At 67.1% G+C, this 17538-nt stretch carries 14 protein-coding genes; 10 read left to right on the forward strand and 4 right to left on the reverse strand.

What is annotated here, in order from left to right:
• Positions 1-70: 70 nt before the first annotated feature.
• Positions 71-760: a RibD family protein gene (locus tag BKA25_RS17195; RefSeq protein WP_069848346.1), complete on the reverse strand. Its 690-nt coding sequence runs from the start codon at positions 758-760 to the stop codon at positions 71-73.
• A gap of 80 nt (positions 761-840) precedes the next feature.
• On the opposite strand from BKA25_RS17195, the gene BKA25_RS17200 reads away from it, so the two are divergent.
• From BKA25_RS17200 to BKA25_RS17220, 5 genes are all read left to right on the forward strand, one after another.
• Positions 841-1857, forward strand: coding sequence for a tryptophan--tRNA ligase (locus tag BKA25_RS17200; protein WP_069848344.1), 1017 nt, complete (start codon positions 841-843; stop codon positions 1855-1857).
• A 40-nt stretch (positions 1858-1897) separates the two neighbouring features.
• Positions 1898-2761: an alpha/beta fold hydrolase gene (locus BKA25_RS17205; protein WP_084642828.1), complete on the forward strand. Its 864-nt coding sequence runs from the start codon at positions 1898-1900 to the stop codon at positions 2759-2761.
• Between the two features lie 453 nt (positions 2762-3214).
• Positions 3215-5032, forward strand: a complete 1818-nt coding sequence (locus tag BKA25_RS17210; protein ID WP_084642826.1) for an ABC transporter ATP-binding protein — start codon at positions 3215-3217, stop codon at positions 5030-5032.
• A complete protein-coding gene (locus tag BKA25_RS17215) occupies positions 5029-6846 on the forward strand; it encodes an ABC transporter ATP-binding protein (protein WP_069848342.1) in 1818 nt (605 codons plus the stop codon). Before BKA25_RS17210 ends, BKA25_RS17215 begins: the two co-directional genes overlap by 4 nt.
• Positions 6847-6938: 92 nt before the next feature.
• Positions 6939-8228, forward strand: a complete 1290-nt coding sequence (locus tag BKA25_RS17220; protein WP_157421020.1) for a tetratricopeptide repeat protein — start codon at positions 6939-6941, stop codon at positions 8226-8228.
• A 316-nt stretch (positions 8229-8544) separates the two neighbouring features.
• Here BKA25_RS17220 and BKA25_RS17225 read toward each other — a convergent pair whose 3' ends face one another.
• Together BKA25_RS17225 and BKA25_RS17230 are read right to left on the reverse strand one after the other, a co-directional pair.
• Entirely contained in the window at positions 8545-9195 is a 651-nt protein-coding gene (locus BKA25_RS17225; protein WP_069848339.1) for an AAA family ATPase, read from the reverse strand.
• Positions 9196-9200: 5 nt separating this feature from the next.
• Entirely contained in the window at positions 9201-9578 is a 378-nt protein-coding gene (locus BKA25_RS17230; RefSeq protein ID WP_084642825.1) for a TFIIB-type zinc ribbon-containing protein, read from the reverse strand.
• Between the two features lie 553 nt (positions 9579-10131).
• Here BKA25_RS17230 and amrS point away from each other — a divergent pair.
• The 3 genes from amrS to BKA25_RS17245 all read left to right on the forward strand — a co-directional run bounded on the left by amrS (position 10132) and on the right by BKA25_RS17245 (position 13212).
• Entirely contained in the window at positions 10132-11562 is a 1431-nt protein-coding gene (amrS, locus tag BKA25_RS17235) for an AmmeMemoRadiSam system radical SAM enzyme (RefSeq protein ID WP_069848335.1), read from the forward strand.
• A gap of 16 nt (positions 11563-11578) precedes the next feature.
• Positions 11579-12043 (forward strand): cupin domain-containing protein, encoded by a 465-nt coding sequence (locus tag BKA25_RS17240; RefSeq protein ID WP_084642823.1) that lies wholly within the window; start codon positions 11579-11581, stop codon positions 12041-12043.
• Between the two features lie 86 nt (positions 12044-12129).
• Positions 12130-13212, forward strand: coding sequence for a pyridoxal-phosphate-dependent aminotransferase family protein (locus BKA25_RS17245; protein ID WP_172803763.1), 1083 nt, complete (start codon positions 12130-12132; stop codon positions 13210-13212).
• Between the two features lie 29 nt (positions 13213-13241).
• On the opposite strand, the gene BKA25_RS17250 is transcribed toward BKA25_RS17245, so the two are convergent.
• Positions 13242-13856: a LysE family translocator gene (locus BKA25_RS17250; RefSeq protein ID WP_069848332.1), complete on the reverse strand. Its 615-nt coding sequence runs from the start codon at positions 13854-13856 to the stop codon at positions 13242-13244.
• 71 nt (positions 13857-13927) lie between these two features.
• Here BKA25_RS17250 and BKA25_RS17255 point away from each other — a divergent pair, with 71 nt between their 5' ends.
• Together BKA25_RS17255 and BKA25_RS17260 are read left to right on the forward strand one after the other, a co-directional pair.
• Complete coding sequence (locus BKA25_RS17255; RefSeq protein WP_069848330.1) at positions 13928-14479, forward strand: Lrp/AsnC family transcriptional regulator; 552 nt, start codon at positions 13928-13930, stop codon at positions 14477-14479.
• A gap of 249 nt (positions 14480-14728) precedes the next feature.
• A complete protein-coding gene (locus BKA25_RS17260; RefSeq protein WP_069848328.1) occupies positions 14729-17392 on the forward strand; it encodes a hypothetical protein in 2664 nt (887 codons plus the stop codon).
• Positions 17393-17538 lie beyond the last annotated feature (146 nt).

Genomic DNA, 17538 nt, shown 5'->3' on the forward strand with positions numbered 1-17538 from the left:
CGGTGCGAGATCGGGTCGTGCCTGCGGCCGGGTGCCTATCGGCATCGACGACGTGCGGACCCGGTCGGATTCAGCCCGACCGCGCGTCGTCGATCCGGTAGTGCAGCAACGCGCAGTCGCCGATCGACCTGGTCTCCACCAGGCTCATCCGGTGCGCCGCGTCCTGTGGGAACGCCGCCGGGCCGACGAAGCGGGGCGCGGTCGGGTCGCCGACGAAGAAGGGCGCGACGACCAGGTGCAGTTCGTCGACGAGTCCCGCCGCCAGGAAACGGGTGTGCACCCCGCCCCCGCCCTCCACCATGAGCCGCCGCACGCCTCGATCGGCGAGATCGGTCAACAGCACCTCGAGATCGAGCGGGTCGCCCGCGGCCACCACCCGGGCCGCAGTTCCCAATCGGGCTTCGACGGTCCGGACCTGCCCGTTCGGGACATAGACCAGTCGGTCGCTGTCGCCGACGGTGAAGAACCGGGCGGTCGGATCGAGATCACCGGAGCCGGTCAGGGTCACCCGGAGCGGGTTGGGCGGCCTTCCCGATCGGACGCGGGCGGCCCGGTGCCGCTCGGAACGGACCAGCAGTCGCGGGTCGTCGCGGCGGATCGTGTTGGCGCCGACCAGGATGGCGTCGACACCGGCACGGACCTCGTCGACGCGCTCGAGGTCGGCAGCGTTGGACAGCACCAGTCTGCGCTGTGCGGAGTCGTCGAGGAAACCGTCGATCGAGCAGGCGGCCGAGGCCAGGACATGGGGACGACTCGCCATGACGCTCTCCTCTCGGGCGGGCCCACACCTCGGGCGGAGCGTCGTTCGATGTCGATCGCGGCCCGCTAGACTGCTCGACCATGGCATCGCCCGTGCAGAAGATATCGGTGACCGGGATCAAGCCCACGGGCGAACCGCATCTCGGTAACTACATCGGGGCGATCCGGCCCGCGCTGGATCTGGCCTCCGAGTATCAGGCGATGTACTTCATCGCCGACTATCACGCGCTGACCACGCTGCGCGATCCGGAGCTGCTGCGCCACTACACGCGCTCGGTGGCGGCGAGCTGGATCGCGGCGGGGCTCGACCCGGAGCGCACCCTGATCTACCGGCAGTCCGACGTACCGGAGACCTTCGAACTCAACTGGGTCATGTCCTGCCTGACCGGCAAGGGACTGATGAACCGGGCACACGCCTACAAGGCCGCCCGCGACCGCAACGAGGAAGCGGGCCGGTCCGACCTCGATGCGGGCGTCAACATGGGGTTGTTCAACTACCCGCTGCTGATGGCCGTCGACATCCTGATCATGAACGCCGAGGTGGTACCCGTCGGCAAGGATCAGGTCCAGCACGTCGAGATCGCCGCCGACATCGCGGGCTCCTTCAACCACGTCTACGGCGCGGGTTATCGGTTCACCGTGCCGAAGCCGCTGATCCCGGACACCGACAACGCGCGCACGCTGCCCGGTGTCGACGGCCGGAAGATGAGCAAGTCCTACGACAACACCATTCCGCTGTTCATCCCCGCGTCGAAGCTGAAGAAGCTCGTCCGGCGGATCCCCACCGACAGCACTCCGGTGGAGGACCCGAAGAACGCCGACGACTCCTCGGTGTTCCAGATCCTTCGGCAGTTCGCCGACGAGGAGGTCGTCGAGGACACCCGGACGAGGCTCGCGGCAGGCGGAGTGGGGTGGGGCGTGTTGAAGGATCAGCTCTTCGAGATCCTCGATGAGCAGCTCGCCCCGATGCGGGAGCGCTACGAGGCGCTGGTGGCACCCGGAAGCGAGCTGGACGACATCCTCGCGGCCGGCGCGGAGAAGGCACGGGCCAGGGCAGGCGAGACGCTCGCCGCCGTCCGCAACGCAGTCGGGATCTGACGACGCCCCCGATCACCTGCCGTCGGGCTACGGTCGGGCCGTGACCGACACGATCACCGAACTGGTTCGGCTGTCGGATCGAGCGACGCTGTGGACCGAGTCGACCCGGCTCCCGGACGCGCCCGGTGTCGTCTTCGTACACGGCGGCCCCGGGATGTGGGACTACCTGGGGCCGCTCGCCGCGACCGTGGCCGACGAGGTCAGCACGCACCGTTTCGATCAACGGAGCTGCGGGCGATCGAGTCCCTCCGATGATCAACGGCTCGACCGGCTGATCGGGGACCTCGAGGAGTTACGCGAGCATTTCGGGCATCGCCGCTGGTTCGTCGTCGGCCACTCCTTCGGTGCGACCCTGGGATTGGCCTATGCCGCAGCACACCCCGCTCGGGTCAGCGGCCTGGTCTACTGCAGCGGTGTGGGACTCGACTGGCCGCAGCACCGTGCGGCCTACCGTGCTCGGGCCTCGGCTCGACTCACCCCGCAGCAGCGCACGCGGCGCGACGAGCTGGCCCGGCGAGAGCGGAACCCCGCCGAGGAGATCGAGTGGCGCACGCTCTGCTGGCTCCCGGACTTCGCCGATCCCGCGCGGGCGGCGATCATGGCCGGGCAGGACGCCGCTGCTGAGTTCGCGCTGAATCATCACGCCAACTCGGTGCTCAACTCCGAGTGCGCCCGGTGGGCGGTAGCAGGCGAACGGGCCGCCTGCAGCCGGGTACGGGCACCCGTTCTCGTCATCCGAGGCACGGCGGACCCTCGGCCCGCCGAGGGCGTCGAATCGCTGGTCGCCGAGCTCCCTAGGGCCCGGTACGCACCGCTGTCGGGTGCGGGTCATCAGCCGTGGCGAGAGCGCCCCGCCGAGATGCGGTCCCTATTGCGCGGTTTCCTCCTCGGTGATCCCGACTGAGCGGATTCGACCATCCGATCGTGTCGAGCGACACACCGACACCCGCCTTCCGACCCGCTCCCGGCGGAACCCACGCCGCGAATATTCCGTTGCAGAAGGTATCGGGGCCGAGACACCCTCGGCCTTGCGTCCGCGAGCCATCACCTCGCGCTTTACCTCAACCTTAATTCAGGTAACAGAATGGAGGAATGGCCAGCCCACCACGCCTGCCCTCCTACCTCGACGGCGTCGCTCGTCGCGATCGCGCCCGCGCGCACCGGACAGAGCCGACGTGAGCCGCAGGTCTCGACAGGGCTCCCGGTCAGCGCCATCGAGGACTGAGCGCCGCGATCCTCGATCCGGCCGAGCCTCGATCGCCTCGTGGTACCTGTGGACGTCGTCCCCCGAAACCCCTGTGGCACCGGCCTCGCGCCGCGCCGTGCGCTTCTCATTCCTACGACAGCGGAGATTCCGATGACCTCGACCGACTCGGCCGTGTCCGAGGCAGGTCCCGACGCGACACGCCGCCCCAAAGGTTCGCTGACCCGGCTGCTGCGCGTCCACCTGCGTCCGTATCGGAGCTGGGTCACGCTGGTGGTCGTCTTCCAGTTCGGCCAGATGCTCGCGATGCTGTTCCTGCCGACTCTCAACGCCGACATCATCGACAACGGGGTGGCGCGAGGGGACACCGGCTACATCCTGCGCAGCGGCGGAGTGATGCTGGGGGTGACGCTGCTGCAGATCATCTGCGCCGCCGGGGCCGTCTTCTTCGCGGCACGCACCGCGATGGCGGTGGGCCGGGACATCCGGTCGGCGGTGTTCACCAGGGTTCAGTCGTTCTCGGTGCGCGAGATCGGCCGCTTCGGCGCTCCCTCGCTGATCACCCGCACCACCAATGACGTCGAACAGGTACAGATGCTGGTGCTCATGGGGTCCGTCCTCGTGGTCCCCGCACCGATCATGGGGATCGGCGGCACACTGCTGGCCCTCGACCAGGACGTCCAACTGTCCGGGCTGCTGCTCTTCATCCTGCCGGCACTGGTGATCACGATGTCGTTCATCGTCAGCCGAATGGGCCCACTGGCCAGGGGGATGCAGCACCGCATCGACGAGGTCAACCGCGTGGTGCGCGAACAGATCACCGGTATCCGCGTCATCCGAGCCTTCGTCCGCGACGAGCAGGAACGCGAACGCTTCGGCCGGGCCAACACCGAACTGCTGAACGTCTCCCTGCGTTTCGGCAGGCTGATGGCGCTGATGATGCCCGCAGTGATGCTGATCATGGAGTTCTCCAGCATCGCCGTCATGTGGTTCGGCAGCCACCGCATCACCGACGGCTCGATGCAGTTCGGTTCGTTGATCGCCTTCCTGAGCTACCTCATGCAGATCCTGATGGCGGTCATGATGGCCACCGCCGCGTTCATGATGACGCCCCGCGCCCGCGTCTGCGCCGAACGCGTCCAAGAGGTCCTGGACACCACCACCAGCCTGGAGACGGCCACGACCGTCGCCGAGGACACGGCATCCGTCGACGCGGAGGAGCCGTCCCGGGGACTGCTCGAGTTGAGCGGCGTCGACTTCGGCTATCCGGGCGCGGAGGAACCGGTCCTTCGCTCGATCGACCTCGTCGCCCGGCCAGGTGAGACCACCGCGATCATCGGTTCCACCGGCAGCGGCAAGACGACCCTGCTCAATCTGATCCCCCGACTGGCCGATCCCACGGCGGGAACGGTCCGCATCAACGGGACCGACATCCGCGAGCTGGACCGCGCCCGGCTGCCCGGACTGGTCGGCCTGGTACCGCAGAAGCCCTACCTGTTCTCCGGGACGATCGCGACCAACCTTCGTTACGGGAAGTCGGACGCGACCGACGCGGAACTCTGGCACGCCCTGGAGGTGGCACAGGCCGCCGAGTTCGTCGCCGCGACACCGGAGGGCCTCGACGCCCCCATCGGACAGGGCGGCACCAATGTCTCCGGGGGGCAGCGACAGCGACTGGCCATCGCCCGGCTGCTGGTGGCCCGACCGGAGATCTACCTCTTCGACGATTCGTTCTCGGCCCTCGACTACGCCACCGACGCGGCGCTGCGGTCCGCACTGGCCTCGGAGATCAGCGACGCCACCCTGGTCATCGTCGCGCAACGGGTGTCGACCATTCGCGATGCCGACCGCATCGTCGTCCTGGACGAGGGCCGCGTCGTCGGTACCGGGACGCACTCCGAATTGATGGCAAACAACCAGACCTATCGGGAGATCGTGCTCTCCCAGCTCACCGAGCAGGAGGCGTCATGAGTACCGACGAGCGGGACCGCGACGCTCCTGCCAGCAAGAAGCCCAGCGATTTCCGGGGCTCCTCTCGAAGACTGATCAGCTCGATGCGCCCCGATCTGCCGTTGATCTCGGCCGTTCTGGCGCTGGCGGTGGTCAGTGTCGGGTTCTCGGTGGTCGTCCCCGCTCTGCTGGGCCGCGTCACCGACCTGGTGGCGAGCGGACTGCAAGGCAGCGGGGTCGACTTCACCGCCATCGGACGAATCCTGACGCTGGCCGCCGCCATGGTGGTGCTCTCGGCACTGCTCACCCTCATCAGAGGAAGGCTGACGGCCCGGATCGCCCTGGCCACGGCGTTCCGGCTCCGTGAACAGGCCACCACGAAGATCACCCGACTCCCGCTGGGCTACTTCGACCGGCAGCCACGCGGCGAGGTGCTGTCGCGGGTCACCAACGACATCGACAACATCTCGCAGACCCTCCAGCAGGCGGTCAACCGCATCGTCACCTCGGTGCTCACCCTCGTCGGCGTGCTGGCCATGATGTTCTGGATCTCGCCGCTGCTCACGGTGGTGGTCATCCTCAGCGTCCCGGCATCGGTACTGATCACGATGATGATCGGCAAGCGGGCCCAGCCACAGTTCGTCCGGCAGTGGTCCGCCACCGGCAGGCTCAACGGCCACATCGAGGAGATGTACACCGGCCACGCCCTCGTACAGGTCTTCGGCAGGCAACGCGAGGCCCTCGACACCTTCGACGAGCACAACCAGGCCCTCTACGACTCCAGTTTCCGTGCCCAGTTCGTCTCGGGGGTCATCGAGCCTGCATTACGGTTCGTCGGCAACCTCGGTTACGTGCTGGTCGCGGTGATCGGTGGGCTAGGGGTCATCTCCGGTTCGATGACCATCGGCGACGTGCAGGCGTTCATCCAGTACTCGCAGCAGTTCAACCAGCCGATCAGTCAGATCGCGTCGATGGCCAACCTGCTGCAGTCCGGGGTGGCCTCGGCGGAGCGGGTCTTCGCGCTGCTCGACGCCCAGGAGCAGGATCCCGACCCGATCGACGCCCCCACACCGGCGAAGGTCACCGGCCACGTCGCCTTCGAGGACGTCTCGTTCCGCTACGAGGAGTCCACACCGCTGATCGAGGGCCTGTCGTTGACCGTGGAACCCGGGCAGACGGTGGCGATCGTCGGGCCGACCGGGGCGGGCAAGACGACGTTGGTCAATCTCCTGATGCGCTTCTACGAGATGACCGGGGGTCGGATCACGATCGACGGCGTGGACATCTCGGCGATGGCGCGGGCGGACCTGCGACGCGACATCGGGATGGTCCTGCAGGACACCTGGTTGGTGGGCGGGACGATCGCCGAGAACATCGCCTACGGAGTGGACCATGCGACGCGCGAGCAGATCGTCGAGGCGGCCATGGCCACCCACGTCGATCGTTTCGTCCGCACCCTGCCCGACGGCTACGACACGGTGATGGACCGTGAGGGCGAGGGCGTCAGCGCGGGTGAGAAGCAGTTGATCACCATCGCCAGGGCGTTCCTCACCGAGCCGCCGATCCTCATCCTCGATGAGGCGACCAGCTCCGTGGACACCCGCACCGAGGTACTGATCCAGCACGCGATGGCCTCCCTGCGCACCGGCCGGACCAGTTTCGTGATCGCCCACCGGTTGTCCACGATCCGCGACGCCGACGTGATCCTGGTGATGGAGTCCGGTCGCATCGTCGAGCAGGGCGACCACGAGACCCTGCTGGCATCGGGAGGTGCCTACGCTCGGCTGTACGCCGCGCAGTTCGCCACCTCGGAGGTGGAGCCTGATCTGGTCTGATCGAGCCCCGTGGGCACGCGCGGCGGGTGCGGCCGCCCCCGGATCGGTGTCTCGACTGGCCGAGCGAGCGGGACGAGAAGATCATCCGAGTCATGAGTGACGATCGGGATCACACCGGCGCCCAGGCGGAGAAGCAGCGGGACATCGAGGCGTTGTCGCCGGAGGCCAGACACGCATGGCGATACCTCGCCGCGCTGCCGAGTCCGTCGACACCCGGGCTGGCGGCCGCCGCCCTGGGAATGGAACAGGCGACGGCCCGCCGACTACTCGATGAGTTGGCGGGCCGCTCGCTGCTGGTCCACACGCACGATCGCTACGAATTCGAGGCAGGCGGGCGCGAGCTGGCCTCGGCGCAGGGGCCGCTGGACGAGCAGGGGTCGGCTCGGGTCGCCCAGCGAGCGACGGACTGGGTGGTCCATTCCGCCGCCAACGCCAACCAGGTCATAGCACACCTCGATGACCACACCCTGCCGTGTGCCCCGGCGAGCGAGGGGGTGCAGCCCGACAGGTTCACCTCGCGGGAGCAGGCGTGGGATTGGTGCAAGCTCTGGACTCGCGATCTGGTGCCGTGGGTGCGCTTCGCCGTGGCCAACGGGCTCACCCGCCGGGCGTGGGAACTCCCGGTGGTGTGGTGGGAGTTCCTCTTCCTGACCAAGCCGTGGGTGGTCTGGCGGACCTCGGCCAAGGCCGCGTTGCGGGCCGCACGAGCAGCGCAGGACACGGAGGGCGTCGCGTGGATGCTGCACTCGCTGGGCATCATCGCCATCGAGGAGACCGATTGGGACCGGGCCTCGGCGTACCTCGACGAGGCGCTGCAGGTGCGTTCCGAGTTGGAGGATCGACGTGAGTTCGCCTGGACGTTGATCGCACTGATCCGCGCCGAGCTGGACCGGCAGAGCATCGACGAGGTGCCGGTGAGCTCCGACGTGATCTTGGACCGACTCGAACAGGCCGAACGGGAGTTCACCGAGCTCGGCCGCATCGACGGTCTCTCCTCGATGTGGTCCTACCGCGCCCAGGCCCTGCATTATCGCGGCCGGGAGGCCGAGGCCGAGGCCGCACAACGGAAGGCTGCCGAGCTGGCCGATCAGATCGACGCGCCGCTGTTGGCGGCGTTCACCCTGACAAGGCTCGCCGAGATGCGGCTGGCCAAGGGGGAGTTCGACGGCGCGGTCGTGGTGGCACAGGCCGCAGCCGATCAAGCCAGGGAGATCGGCTGGCTGTGGTGCGTGATCAACGCCGCCACCTCGGAGGGCACCGCGCATCGCGCGGCAGGCCGCGCCGAGGAGGCCCGCCGAGCGTGGGAGACCGCGTTGACCGTCGCCCTGCAACTCGGCGATGTGCGCGCCGAGGCGTTGGAACGACGGCTCGCCGAGTTGTGATCCTGACCGGACCGCACGGCCCGAGCTGCTCTCGGAACTGACCAGGATCGGGGCGCGAGCGGCTCCAGCGGGAACCTGGCTGGTGCTGCCCTCGTTGTCCGACCGAGCAGGTGAGATGGGCGGTGGTTCCGCTCGCGGGTCGCGTGATCCCGAGTCGGCGTACGACCCTGCGGGCACTGGTCACGGCCGCGGGCCGACCGTGCGGAGCCGCGCACGCCAGGCGACCGCGTTCACGCGCAGCGCACAGAGATCCGGCGGGTGGCCTGGGCAGGCACTCGCCCGAGCACGGCTGGTCCGAGAACCTCCGGCCGCCCGCCTATTCGGCGGCGGAATCGGACTCGGAGTTCAAGGCCGCGCCGATCCACCTGGCGACCTCATCGGCCGTCTCGACGGTGGGGACACCGGTGGTGTCCAGTAGCCGTACCGGCGGGGTCATGGTGGCAGCCGTGGCCACCAACCAGTCGGTGAACTCCAGCGTCTCGGCGATCCTCGGTTCCGACCATTGCCGCCAGGCAGGCCGACCACGAAGCCGTTCGGCCAGGATCTCTCGGTCGGTCACCAGACTGAGGTAGCGGATCTCGCTGAACAGGGCGCGTTCCGGGAGCCGCTCCAGCTCGATGGGAACGACCGTGCCACACAGCACGGCAGGTCGACCGCTCTGATGGATCATCGCGGCGAGCCGAAGCCAGGTGGACCGGAAGTGCCGGTGGTCGTCGGTCGGGTCACGAAGCCCCTCGACCCAGAGCACATCCTGCTCCAGGACCACGGCACGGTCGGCCAGGCGCTCGCTGAGCAGCCGGGCCACCGTCGATTTCCCGGTGCCGCTGGGCCCGATCAGGGCGAACAAGGGCAGGCGCCGGAAACGGCGACGGTGGCCGCAGGCTGAACAGACGAGTACCGGCGCCGATGGTGTGACGACGGGTGAGTCGGTTCGATCACCACAGCCGGGACAGACGAGCAGATTCATCCTGATTAGTCGAACAGACCCCGGAGGAACGCGCCGGGGCCCCGCTCCCGACGGTGTCCGTGCCCGTACGGCCCGGGAGAGTCCGCGTAGTGCCCACCGCCGTGACCGCCCCGGTACGGACCGGGGGAATCGGGACGGTGGCCCTGGTACGGGCGAGGCGAGTCGGGGCGGTGCCCCTGGTACGGACGGGGTGAGTCCGCGTGACCGCCATGCTGCGGGTAGCCCGCGTTGTGCGAGCGGTAGTAGCTCTGTTCCGCGTTGGTCATCTGTTCCAGCTCGCCTCTGTCGAGGAAGATCCCCCGACAGCCTTCGCACTGTTCCAGATGGACGCCGTTGCGCTCATAGGTGCGCATCAAGTTCTGACACTTGGGACAAACCACCATGCAAGCATACGCATACGAACAAGCCCGATGATCAGTCCACAGCAGACGTCTTCGCAGCTCACAGCTATTTCACGGCGCCTTCACCGCGACCTCACACCATGGGCGGCGCGGCGATCGATCCCGGGCGTCCGCAATAGGCACAATCACCGCCGTCACGGTCCGCGCGAGGTCGATTCACCCGCAATCGCGTCGCCGCATTCGCCGCCGACGAGCCTGCGGACGATGGGTGACGGCTCTTGACAGTACGTCACCGCCCTGCTTTTCTGTAATAGCCGTCACATCGCTCTCTTGAAATCGTCGAGCGGCCGGTAACGGACAGTTCGCGCGCGATTCATGGAGATCGAGTACGACACCCGGCTCCACCCTCGCAAATCGGACTCTCCCGGCGGACCCGAGAATCGTCGGGCGTCCGATCCTGGAATGCCTACATCGAATGCCCGCACTGACGCCGGGCAATCCCATCGGCTCCCACCACCGGTAAATCGAGGACGACCACACGAGTCCGCGACAGTGCAATCGGGCCCGTGTCGCCGCCGGAACGAGGCTTGAACAAATGAAGAAATGGCAGGAAGAAGGATATCCGGCCCGCTTGCAGGACAGCCTGGGCGACGGCGTCGTCCGATGTCGACTCAGTCCGAGGAACTGCCGGATACGTCCTGGTCAACATGGTTTCTGCATGGTCCGTGCCAACCGTGACGGCCAGCTGGTGAGTCTCAACTACGGGCGTTCGGTCCACGCCACGGAAGAGACGATCGAGACCGAGGCGGTATTCCATTACGAACCGGGTGCTCGAATACTTTCGATGGGCAACATCGGCTGCATGCTGAACTGCGACTACTGCCACAACTGGAAGACCTCGCAAGCGCGTTTCGTCGCGGATTCGGATGTCTTCTATTACACACCGCAAGAAGTAGTCGACATCGCAGTGCGACACGGCATCAAGGTCATCTCCTGGACCTACAACGATCCGGTGGTATGGCATGAGTTCGTCACCGAGACCGCCGCGCTCGCCCAGGCACGCGGGATCGTGAACCTGTACAAATCGGCATTCTTCATCTCCGAGAAGGCCGTCGAGGAGTTGATCCCGGTGATAGACATCTTCTCGGTGTCGATCAAATCGATGGATCCGAAGTACTACCGCAAGATCACCAAGGGCTGGATCGAACCGGTACTGGCCGCGACCGAGCAGGTCTACCGATCGGGCAAGCACCTGGAGGTCTCCACGCTGATGGTCACCGACCTCAGCGACGGCGAGGACAGCGCCCGCGACATGGCACGGTTCGTCGGCGAGCGCCTCGGCCCGGAGGTCCCCACCCATTTCGTGCGTTTTCACCCCGACTACAAGATGACCAATACGACCCGCACACCGGTGGACCGGCTGGAACGGGCGCGCGAGATCGCCTTGGACATGGGTCTGGATCACGTCTACCTGGGCAATGTCTACGACACCGATTCGGCCAACACCTGGTGCAGGCGGTGCGGCGAACTCCAGATCACCCGGTACGGACTGAACGCCCGACGACCGGGCCTCACCGCCGAGGGCACCTGTGCGAACTGCGGCACCGATGCCCGGATCCGCCGGATACCCGGCGCCGTGCCCGAACGGCCCACCACGCCCGGTCTTCCGTCGAGCATCCGCCATGAGACCGCGGGATTCGATTGGCAGGGCGACGTGCGCGCGGTGCACATCCGGGTCCGCAACGACGCGGCCGAGACCAGGAGCGTCTACCACCGGCGGCTGGTCACCGATGGTGCGCACACCGACTGGACCCGGATCGATCTGCGAGGCGGCGAGAGTTATCGGTTCATCGCGGCCCAATCCCTGCCGGGTGAGACGGGGGTGGTGGTCGCCGTGCCGCCGGACTGCACCTCCAGCCTGCATCAGGTGTTCGACCGCGCGCACTTCCCCACCACCGATGCCGACGCCGGAACGGTGAACGCCGACGTCACGCCCCTTCCGCTCTATGTCCGTCCCATCCGATGAGTGCGAGGAACCCAGCATGCCGTTCGATTCCCCCTCTCCCGCCGACCCGAGCGTTCCCGAGACGGACCCGACCGAGGCCCAGGCGACCGCGCTTCCGGCCGATCAGGACACCGCGCAAGGACCTCGGATCGACGCGGACGTCGTGATCACGCCCGCCGCCGGAGTCGATGGGGCGGAGGCGTTCCCGGGTCTGCTCCGCCGGGTGCTGGCCTACAACGACCGGCTGATGCTGGTGGAACACGTCATGGAGGAGGGTTCGGTCTTCCCCCGGCACAGCCATCCGCACGAACAGCTGGCCTACCTGGTCTCCGGTCGGGTCCGCGTCGTGGCGGGCGACGAGACCTTCGAGGCGGGTCCCGGCGACAGCTTCGTCGTGCGCGGCGGAGTCGAGCATCAGGTGTGGGCATTGGAACGCTCGGTGGCGCTCGACGTGTTCACGCCTTTCCGGGAGGACTACGTCGAGTGGGTCGACGGGCGATGACGTCCTCCTCGGTCCCGGGGGCGGCGACGAGCGTTCCGCGATCAGTCGCCTCATCGGCGGATCCGGACCGAGCACCGTTGGCGATGGTGGTCGGCCCGACGAGGCTGGCGCCCTCGGTGTTGGCCAGGCTCGGCGATCAGGCCCGCCCCATCACCGATGCGGTGTTCCTGGCGGACATCCGGCGGGCGTTGTCGCAGCTGCGTTCCGTACTGGGCACGGAGGAGGGCGAATGCCTCGTCCTGCCCGGTTCGGGGACCGCGGGCATGGAGAGTCTCGCCGTGAGTCTGCTCGATCCGCGGCGGCCGGCCCTGGTGCTCTCCACCGGGATGTGGGGCGAGCGTTGGCAGGCCCTGTGTTCCGATCTCGGTCTGCCCACCGCGATCCACCGTGCCGAACCGGGACGCGGGCTCGACCTCGACCGGGTGGAGTCGCTGCTGGCGGCCCGCTCCTATCAGGCGGTGCTGGTCACCCACGTGGACTCCAGCAGCGGGGTGTGTGCCGATGTCGCTGCGGTGACCGAGGCGGCGCATCGGCACGGTGCGCTCAGCCTGGTCGACGGGATCGCCGCCGCCGGGGCCGAGGTCATCCGCCAGGACGAGTGGGCGATCGACGCCTATCTCGCGGCACCGCCCAAGGCGTTGAGCGGTCCCGGCGGGCTGTACCTGGTCTCCCTCCGCGAGGCCGCCGTGCGGTCCTTGGTCGACCGCGATTTCTCGCCGCGCGGATACAGTCTCGACCTCCGGCGTTGGCTACCGGTGATGCGGTCGCTGGCCGAAGGCGAGTTCGCCTACTTCCAGACGCCGCCCGGCAATCTGATGGGCGCGCTCGCCGAGAGTCTGCGGCTGGTGGTCGAGGAGGGCCCCGCGCGGCTCGTCCGTCATGATCGGCTGGCCGAGCGGTTGCGTCGGGGTCTCACCGAGTCCGGTGTCGAGCTGTTCACCATCGACCCGACCGACCGGGCGCACGGGGTGACGGTGTTGCGCACCCCGGAGGGCAGCAGCCCGGCCGAGCTGGTGGCGGCCGTGGAACGGCATGGGGTGGTGCTCCAGGCAGGCACACATCCGGTGGCCGCCGAGTACACCGTCCGGATCGGGCATCTCGGCAACCACACCGAGTCGGATATCGATCGGACGATCGCCGCGATCCGAGCCGCGATGGCGGAGTTCTGATCTGGCGATGTCGTGCTGGACGGCCGCCGTCAGAGGAACACCTGCCACGCGAGCAACACCGCGAGTACCAGCAGTCCGACTGCGGCCACCAGGTCGATCGTCCGGCGCACGCTCGGGCCGATGAAACGCCCCAGTCCCGCGACCAGGACCGAGAGCAGCCCGAACCAGCAGAAGGTCCCCACCCCGACGCCGATCAGCAGCATCGAGGAGTCGCCCGTCTCGCCGCCTGCGGCCGAGACCGCGGCGAAGACCGCGGCCCAGGACAGGATCGTCAGCGGGTTCGACGCGGTGGCGCCGAGGCCGGTGAGGAACGCCCGCCGCACCGCGAGCACGTCACCGGTCTCGACATCGCCGGGCGTGGTGCGCAAGGCCGAGGTCAGCGCACGTACTCCGAGTACGAGCAGGATCGCCACGCCCAGCGCGCCCGCCGCCATCCGGACGCCCCAGATCTGCAGTGCGGTCGCGACTCCCGCGATGCCCAGCGCCGCGTAGGCCACGTCGACCAGCGCCGCGCCCAAACCGAGCGCGAGCCCGACCGTCACCCCACCTCGGAGCACGCTGCGCACGCACAGCAACCAGATCGGGCCGACCTGCGCCGCCACCAGCAATCCGAAGCCGAACCCACTCGCCAATGCCGTCACCATGTGTGACTCACTCCCCCTTTTGGCGGAACACCTCCACCAGTCCGGGAAGTATCGGCAACCCGGTGAACGAAATGCGAGCCGAACCCGGCGATCTCAGCGACGATGACGGTATGGACGAGATCAACAGAGCGATCCTCCGTGAGGTGCAGCGAGATCCTCGGATCTCCTACAGCAGACTCGGCGCCGCCGTGGGCCTGAGCTCGAATGCCGCCGCCGAACGGCTGCGCAGGCTCACGGTGCGCGGCGTCGTCCGCTTCAAGGCCGTGGTCGATCCGTCGGCCTCGGGTGCGGGCGGACTCCAGGTGCTCATCGATGTGCGCCTGCGAGGCGATCAGGACAACGCCGGTTTCGAGGCGGCGCTCGAACCCTTCGCGGGCATCGTGGAGTTCCACCATGTCACCGGCGAGTTCGACTACCTGTTGCGCGCGGAGCTGGCCGACGTGGCCGCGTTGGACTGGTTGTTGCGCGAGCTCAAGAACCGCGCCGGGGTCGCCGACACCTCGACCCGGCTGATCTTGAGCCCGACGCGGGTGCCCGGGCGGCGTCCCGTTCCGACCAAGATCCCCACCGCCAAGTCCGCGATCGGACGAGAAGTCCTTGATCAGTCAATAATCCGTGAATAACCCCGAGATGACTGCGCTTGCACTACTGTGGCGCATTCAGACCACCGTGGGCTTTCGCGACTCACCACTGACCTTGGGATAATCACACGTTCACAAATTCAACCTGGCCCTGGGGGACGGGGCCGATTCTCGTGGCATGACATCGGGGCGATCCATAGCGATCAGTCAATCCACGAAGGTCCACCGAACGCTGTTCGCTGTTGCACACCAGCACCGAATCAGCTACTCAGACGGCAGGGGGAATCGTTCATGACGGAGACCGATCGGCCAGGGTCGCCCGGACGCCACGCAGCCGCGATGCCGAACTTCGACGGCGCCGCCGAGTTGCTGCGGCTGCTGAAGAGACTGGTCACCAGGCCGTCAACCGGTGAAGCACCGGTCAAGCAACAGGGCCGCCGGGGTATTCCGATGCTCTGTCTGGCTCGCGACACCGCACAATCGGAACTCCTGCGTGCACTCCGAGAAGAACTCAAGACCGCGAGGCCGAGACGGGTTCCCCACGCTTATCATTCCTTCGGCGACATCGACGGTCAATCGGTTCATCAGACCGCGCTGCTCCTTGCTGCGTTACGCAGTTTCGCCCTGCAGCTGTCCACCGGGGCCAATACCCGGCACGGCCGGATCCGATTCAAGCGGTTCCAGTTGGTCGACTGGCTGTTACACCAGGATTTCACCGAGACCGAGGATGATCTCCGAACCCGACTCGCGCTGCGCTCCCGCCGCAGGGATTGGATCGAACGCGGCGAAGAACCGACCTCCGAGGTGTTCGGTTCCCGCTGGGGCCTGCTCTTACGAGCCGTCGGTGCACTGCGGATCGCCGTCCGGCTACGCGGACGGATCCCCGGTGTGGGGGTCGAGTATCGGTGGCTACTCCGCCAGCCGTATCTGGCGCCCCAGGACCCCGGTACCTTCATCGGGTTCGCCGAACGGCTTACCAGGACCTTGAACGGGAACGAGGACGAAGGCCAGCTCCAACGGCTGATCGTCAACGCCTTCCTCGAAGACATCCGCAGTGCTCACCGAGCCTTCCCGCACTTCCTTCGCGCCGCCCGCCGCACCAGCTACACCGTCCTGCTCCTCGACGACATCACTCCGCACAACGGCGGCAACCGGCTGCTCCGCCTTGTCAACGACGTCCGCAACGACACCGGCGCCTTCGATCCGCTCGTCATCATCAGCGGAAGCGTCGAGATCCCACCCGACTCCGCCGAATTGCGAGCCCTGGACTTCGCCGGAGACCAACGCATCGTCCGAACCGCCGACAAGGCCGAGGAGGTATACGAACACTGGCTCCAGAAGTTCGCCGGACACAGCAGGACCCGCCATCACACCGCGTGGTATCTGCCGTTGCGGATACCTGCGGCGTCCACCGATCCGCAGCGGGACAGCATGCCGCCGTTGAGCGGCAAGAGGCTCACCCTTCCGTCGCCACCGTGGTGGGCACGCAGGCGTTATACCCGCACGATCGCGGTGCTTCTCGCCGCAGGGCTGGTGAGCGCGGGGGTTCTGCTCACCCGGGACACGGTCGAGACCTGGCGGGTGTGCGGAGTCCTGCCCGGGACCCGTGATGCGAGCACGCTGGAGGTGCACGGGGGCGAATGCGTGGGAGTGAGCACCGGATCGCACATCTTCCTACAGAACGATTCCCCCGTGATCGCCCAGATCGAGGAGACGATCAAGGACACCAACCGGGAGATGGAGCAGAAACGGGGCGGTGGGCGGGATTTCGCGACCGTCGTCTATCTCGTCGCACTGGATACCACCAGAAGCGGCGAGGAACGGGACGACCTGGATTCCACCCACGAGGGTCTGATGGGGATCGCGGCCCGACAACACGAGTTGATCAATGACGAGAGCTCGCCGCTGATTCGGGTACTGGTCGCCAATGCGGGCGAGGGAATGGAATACGGCGTGCAGGTCGCCAGGATGATCGGCAAGCTGGCGGCCGAGGACGAGAGCCTGGTCGGCGTCGCAGGCCTGAACGACAGCAGACAGGCCACAGTAGACACGATCAAGGAGCTGAACGGCTTCGAACTGCCGATGGTCGCGGCCACGCTGTCCGCCGCCGAGATGCCCGCAGCATCACCGCTGTACCGGCAGGTCTCCCCGGACAACAGGAGAGAAGCCGAGGTGGCCTTCGAGTTCGCCACCCAGCAGGAGATCGGCGGCGGCTCGAATCTCCGCATCATCTCGAGCGCGGACGACCGCAACTTCTACACGGTCGATCTGGCTCGACAGGTCGCCACCAGGTTCAAGGACCACTTCGCCATCGAGGGCTGGATCTTCGGCGACGATGACGACGACGGAGCACCCGATCCGGCCTATCGCTACGCGAACGCGGCCCACGCACGGGACCTCGGCGAGAGCTCGTGTGGCGAGCGACTCGTCTTCTTCGCGGGTGGACATGACGCATTTCCCAACTTCCTGCGCGGGATCAAAGCGAATTGCGGGGATGCGATGCCGGTGATCCTGGGGGGCGACGACATCTCCCGCCACGCCGCCAATAGCCAACTCCGCCGAGAGATCGCCGTGCCCTTCTACTACCTCACCTTCGCGGTCGGTCAGGAATCCTGCGATGCGGAGGACTCGAACGAACCGAGTCGCAGCATGGGACGCTTGTTCAGCGAGATCTGCGGTAGCGAGGATTACGATCCGGCCCTGGACGGTCATGCCGCGCTGGCCTACGACGCACTCGACGCATTCGTCATCGCGGTACGTGAAATCGACACCGCTTCCGGCGTCCCGATCTCTCCCGGCATGGCCCATCACCAACTGGGTCAAATTCGGGGGAACGCCTTCAACGGCACGACCGGAACCATCGATTTCAACGGCGGGCAGGTGCCCATCGACAAGCAGGTGGCCGTCATGCACACCAGTGGTAACGATGTCGTACAGGCCTTCCCGAACCCATAACCATCAGCATTCACAACCGGTACTCGCGGGCGCGAAATAATACTGGACGACCTCCCGGTCGGCAATACCCGATAATCCAGCACGAAGAACAACTGGAATCCGGGAGAAATTCTCCTTACCGCCTTCCGTCTGATCGTTTCGTGTGG

Source organism: Actinoalloteichus hymeniacidonis, assembly GCF_014203365.1.
Lineage (GTDB): Bacteria > Actinomycetota > Actinomycetes > Mycobacteriales > Pseudonocardiaceae > Actinoalloteichus_A > Actinoalloteichus_A hymeniacidonis.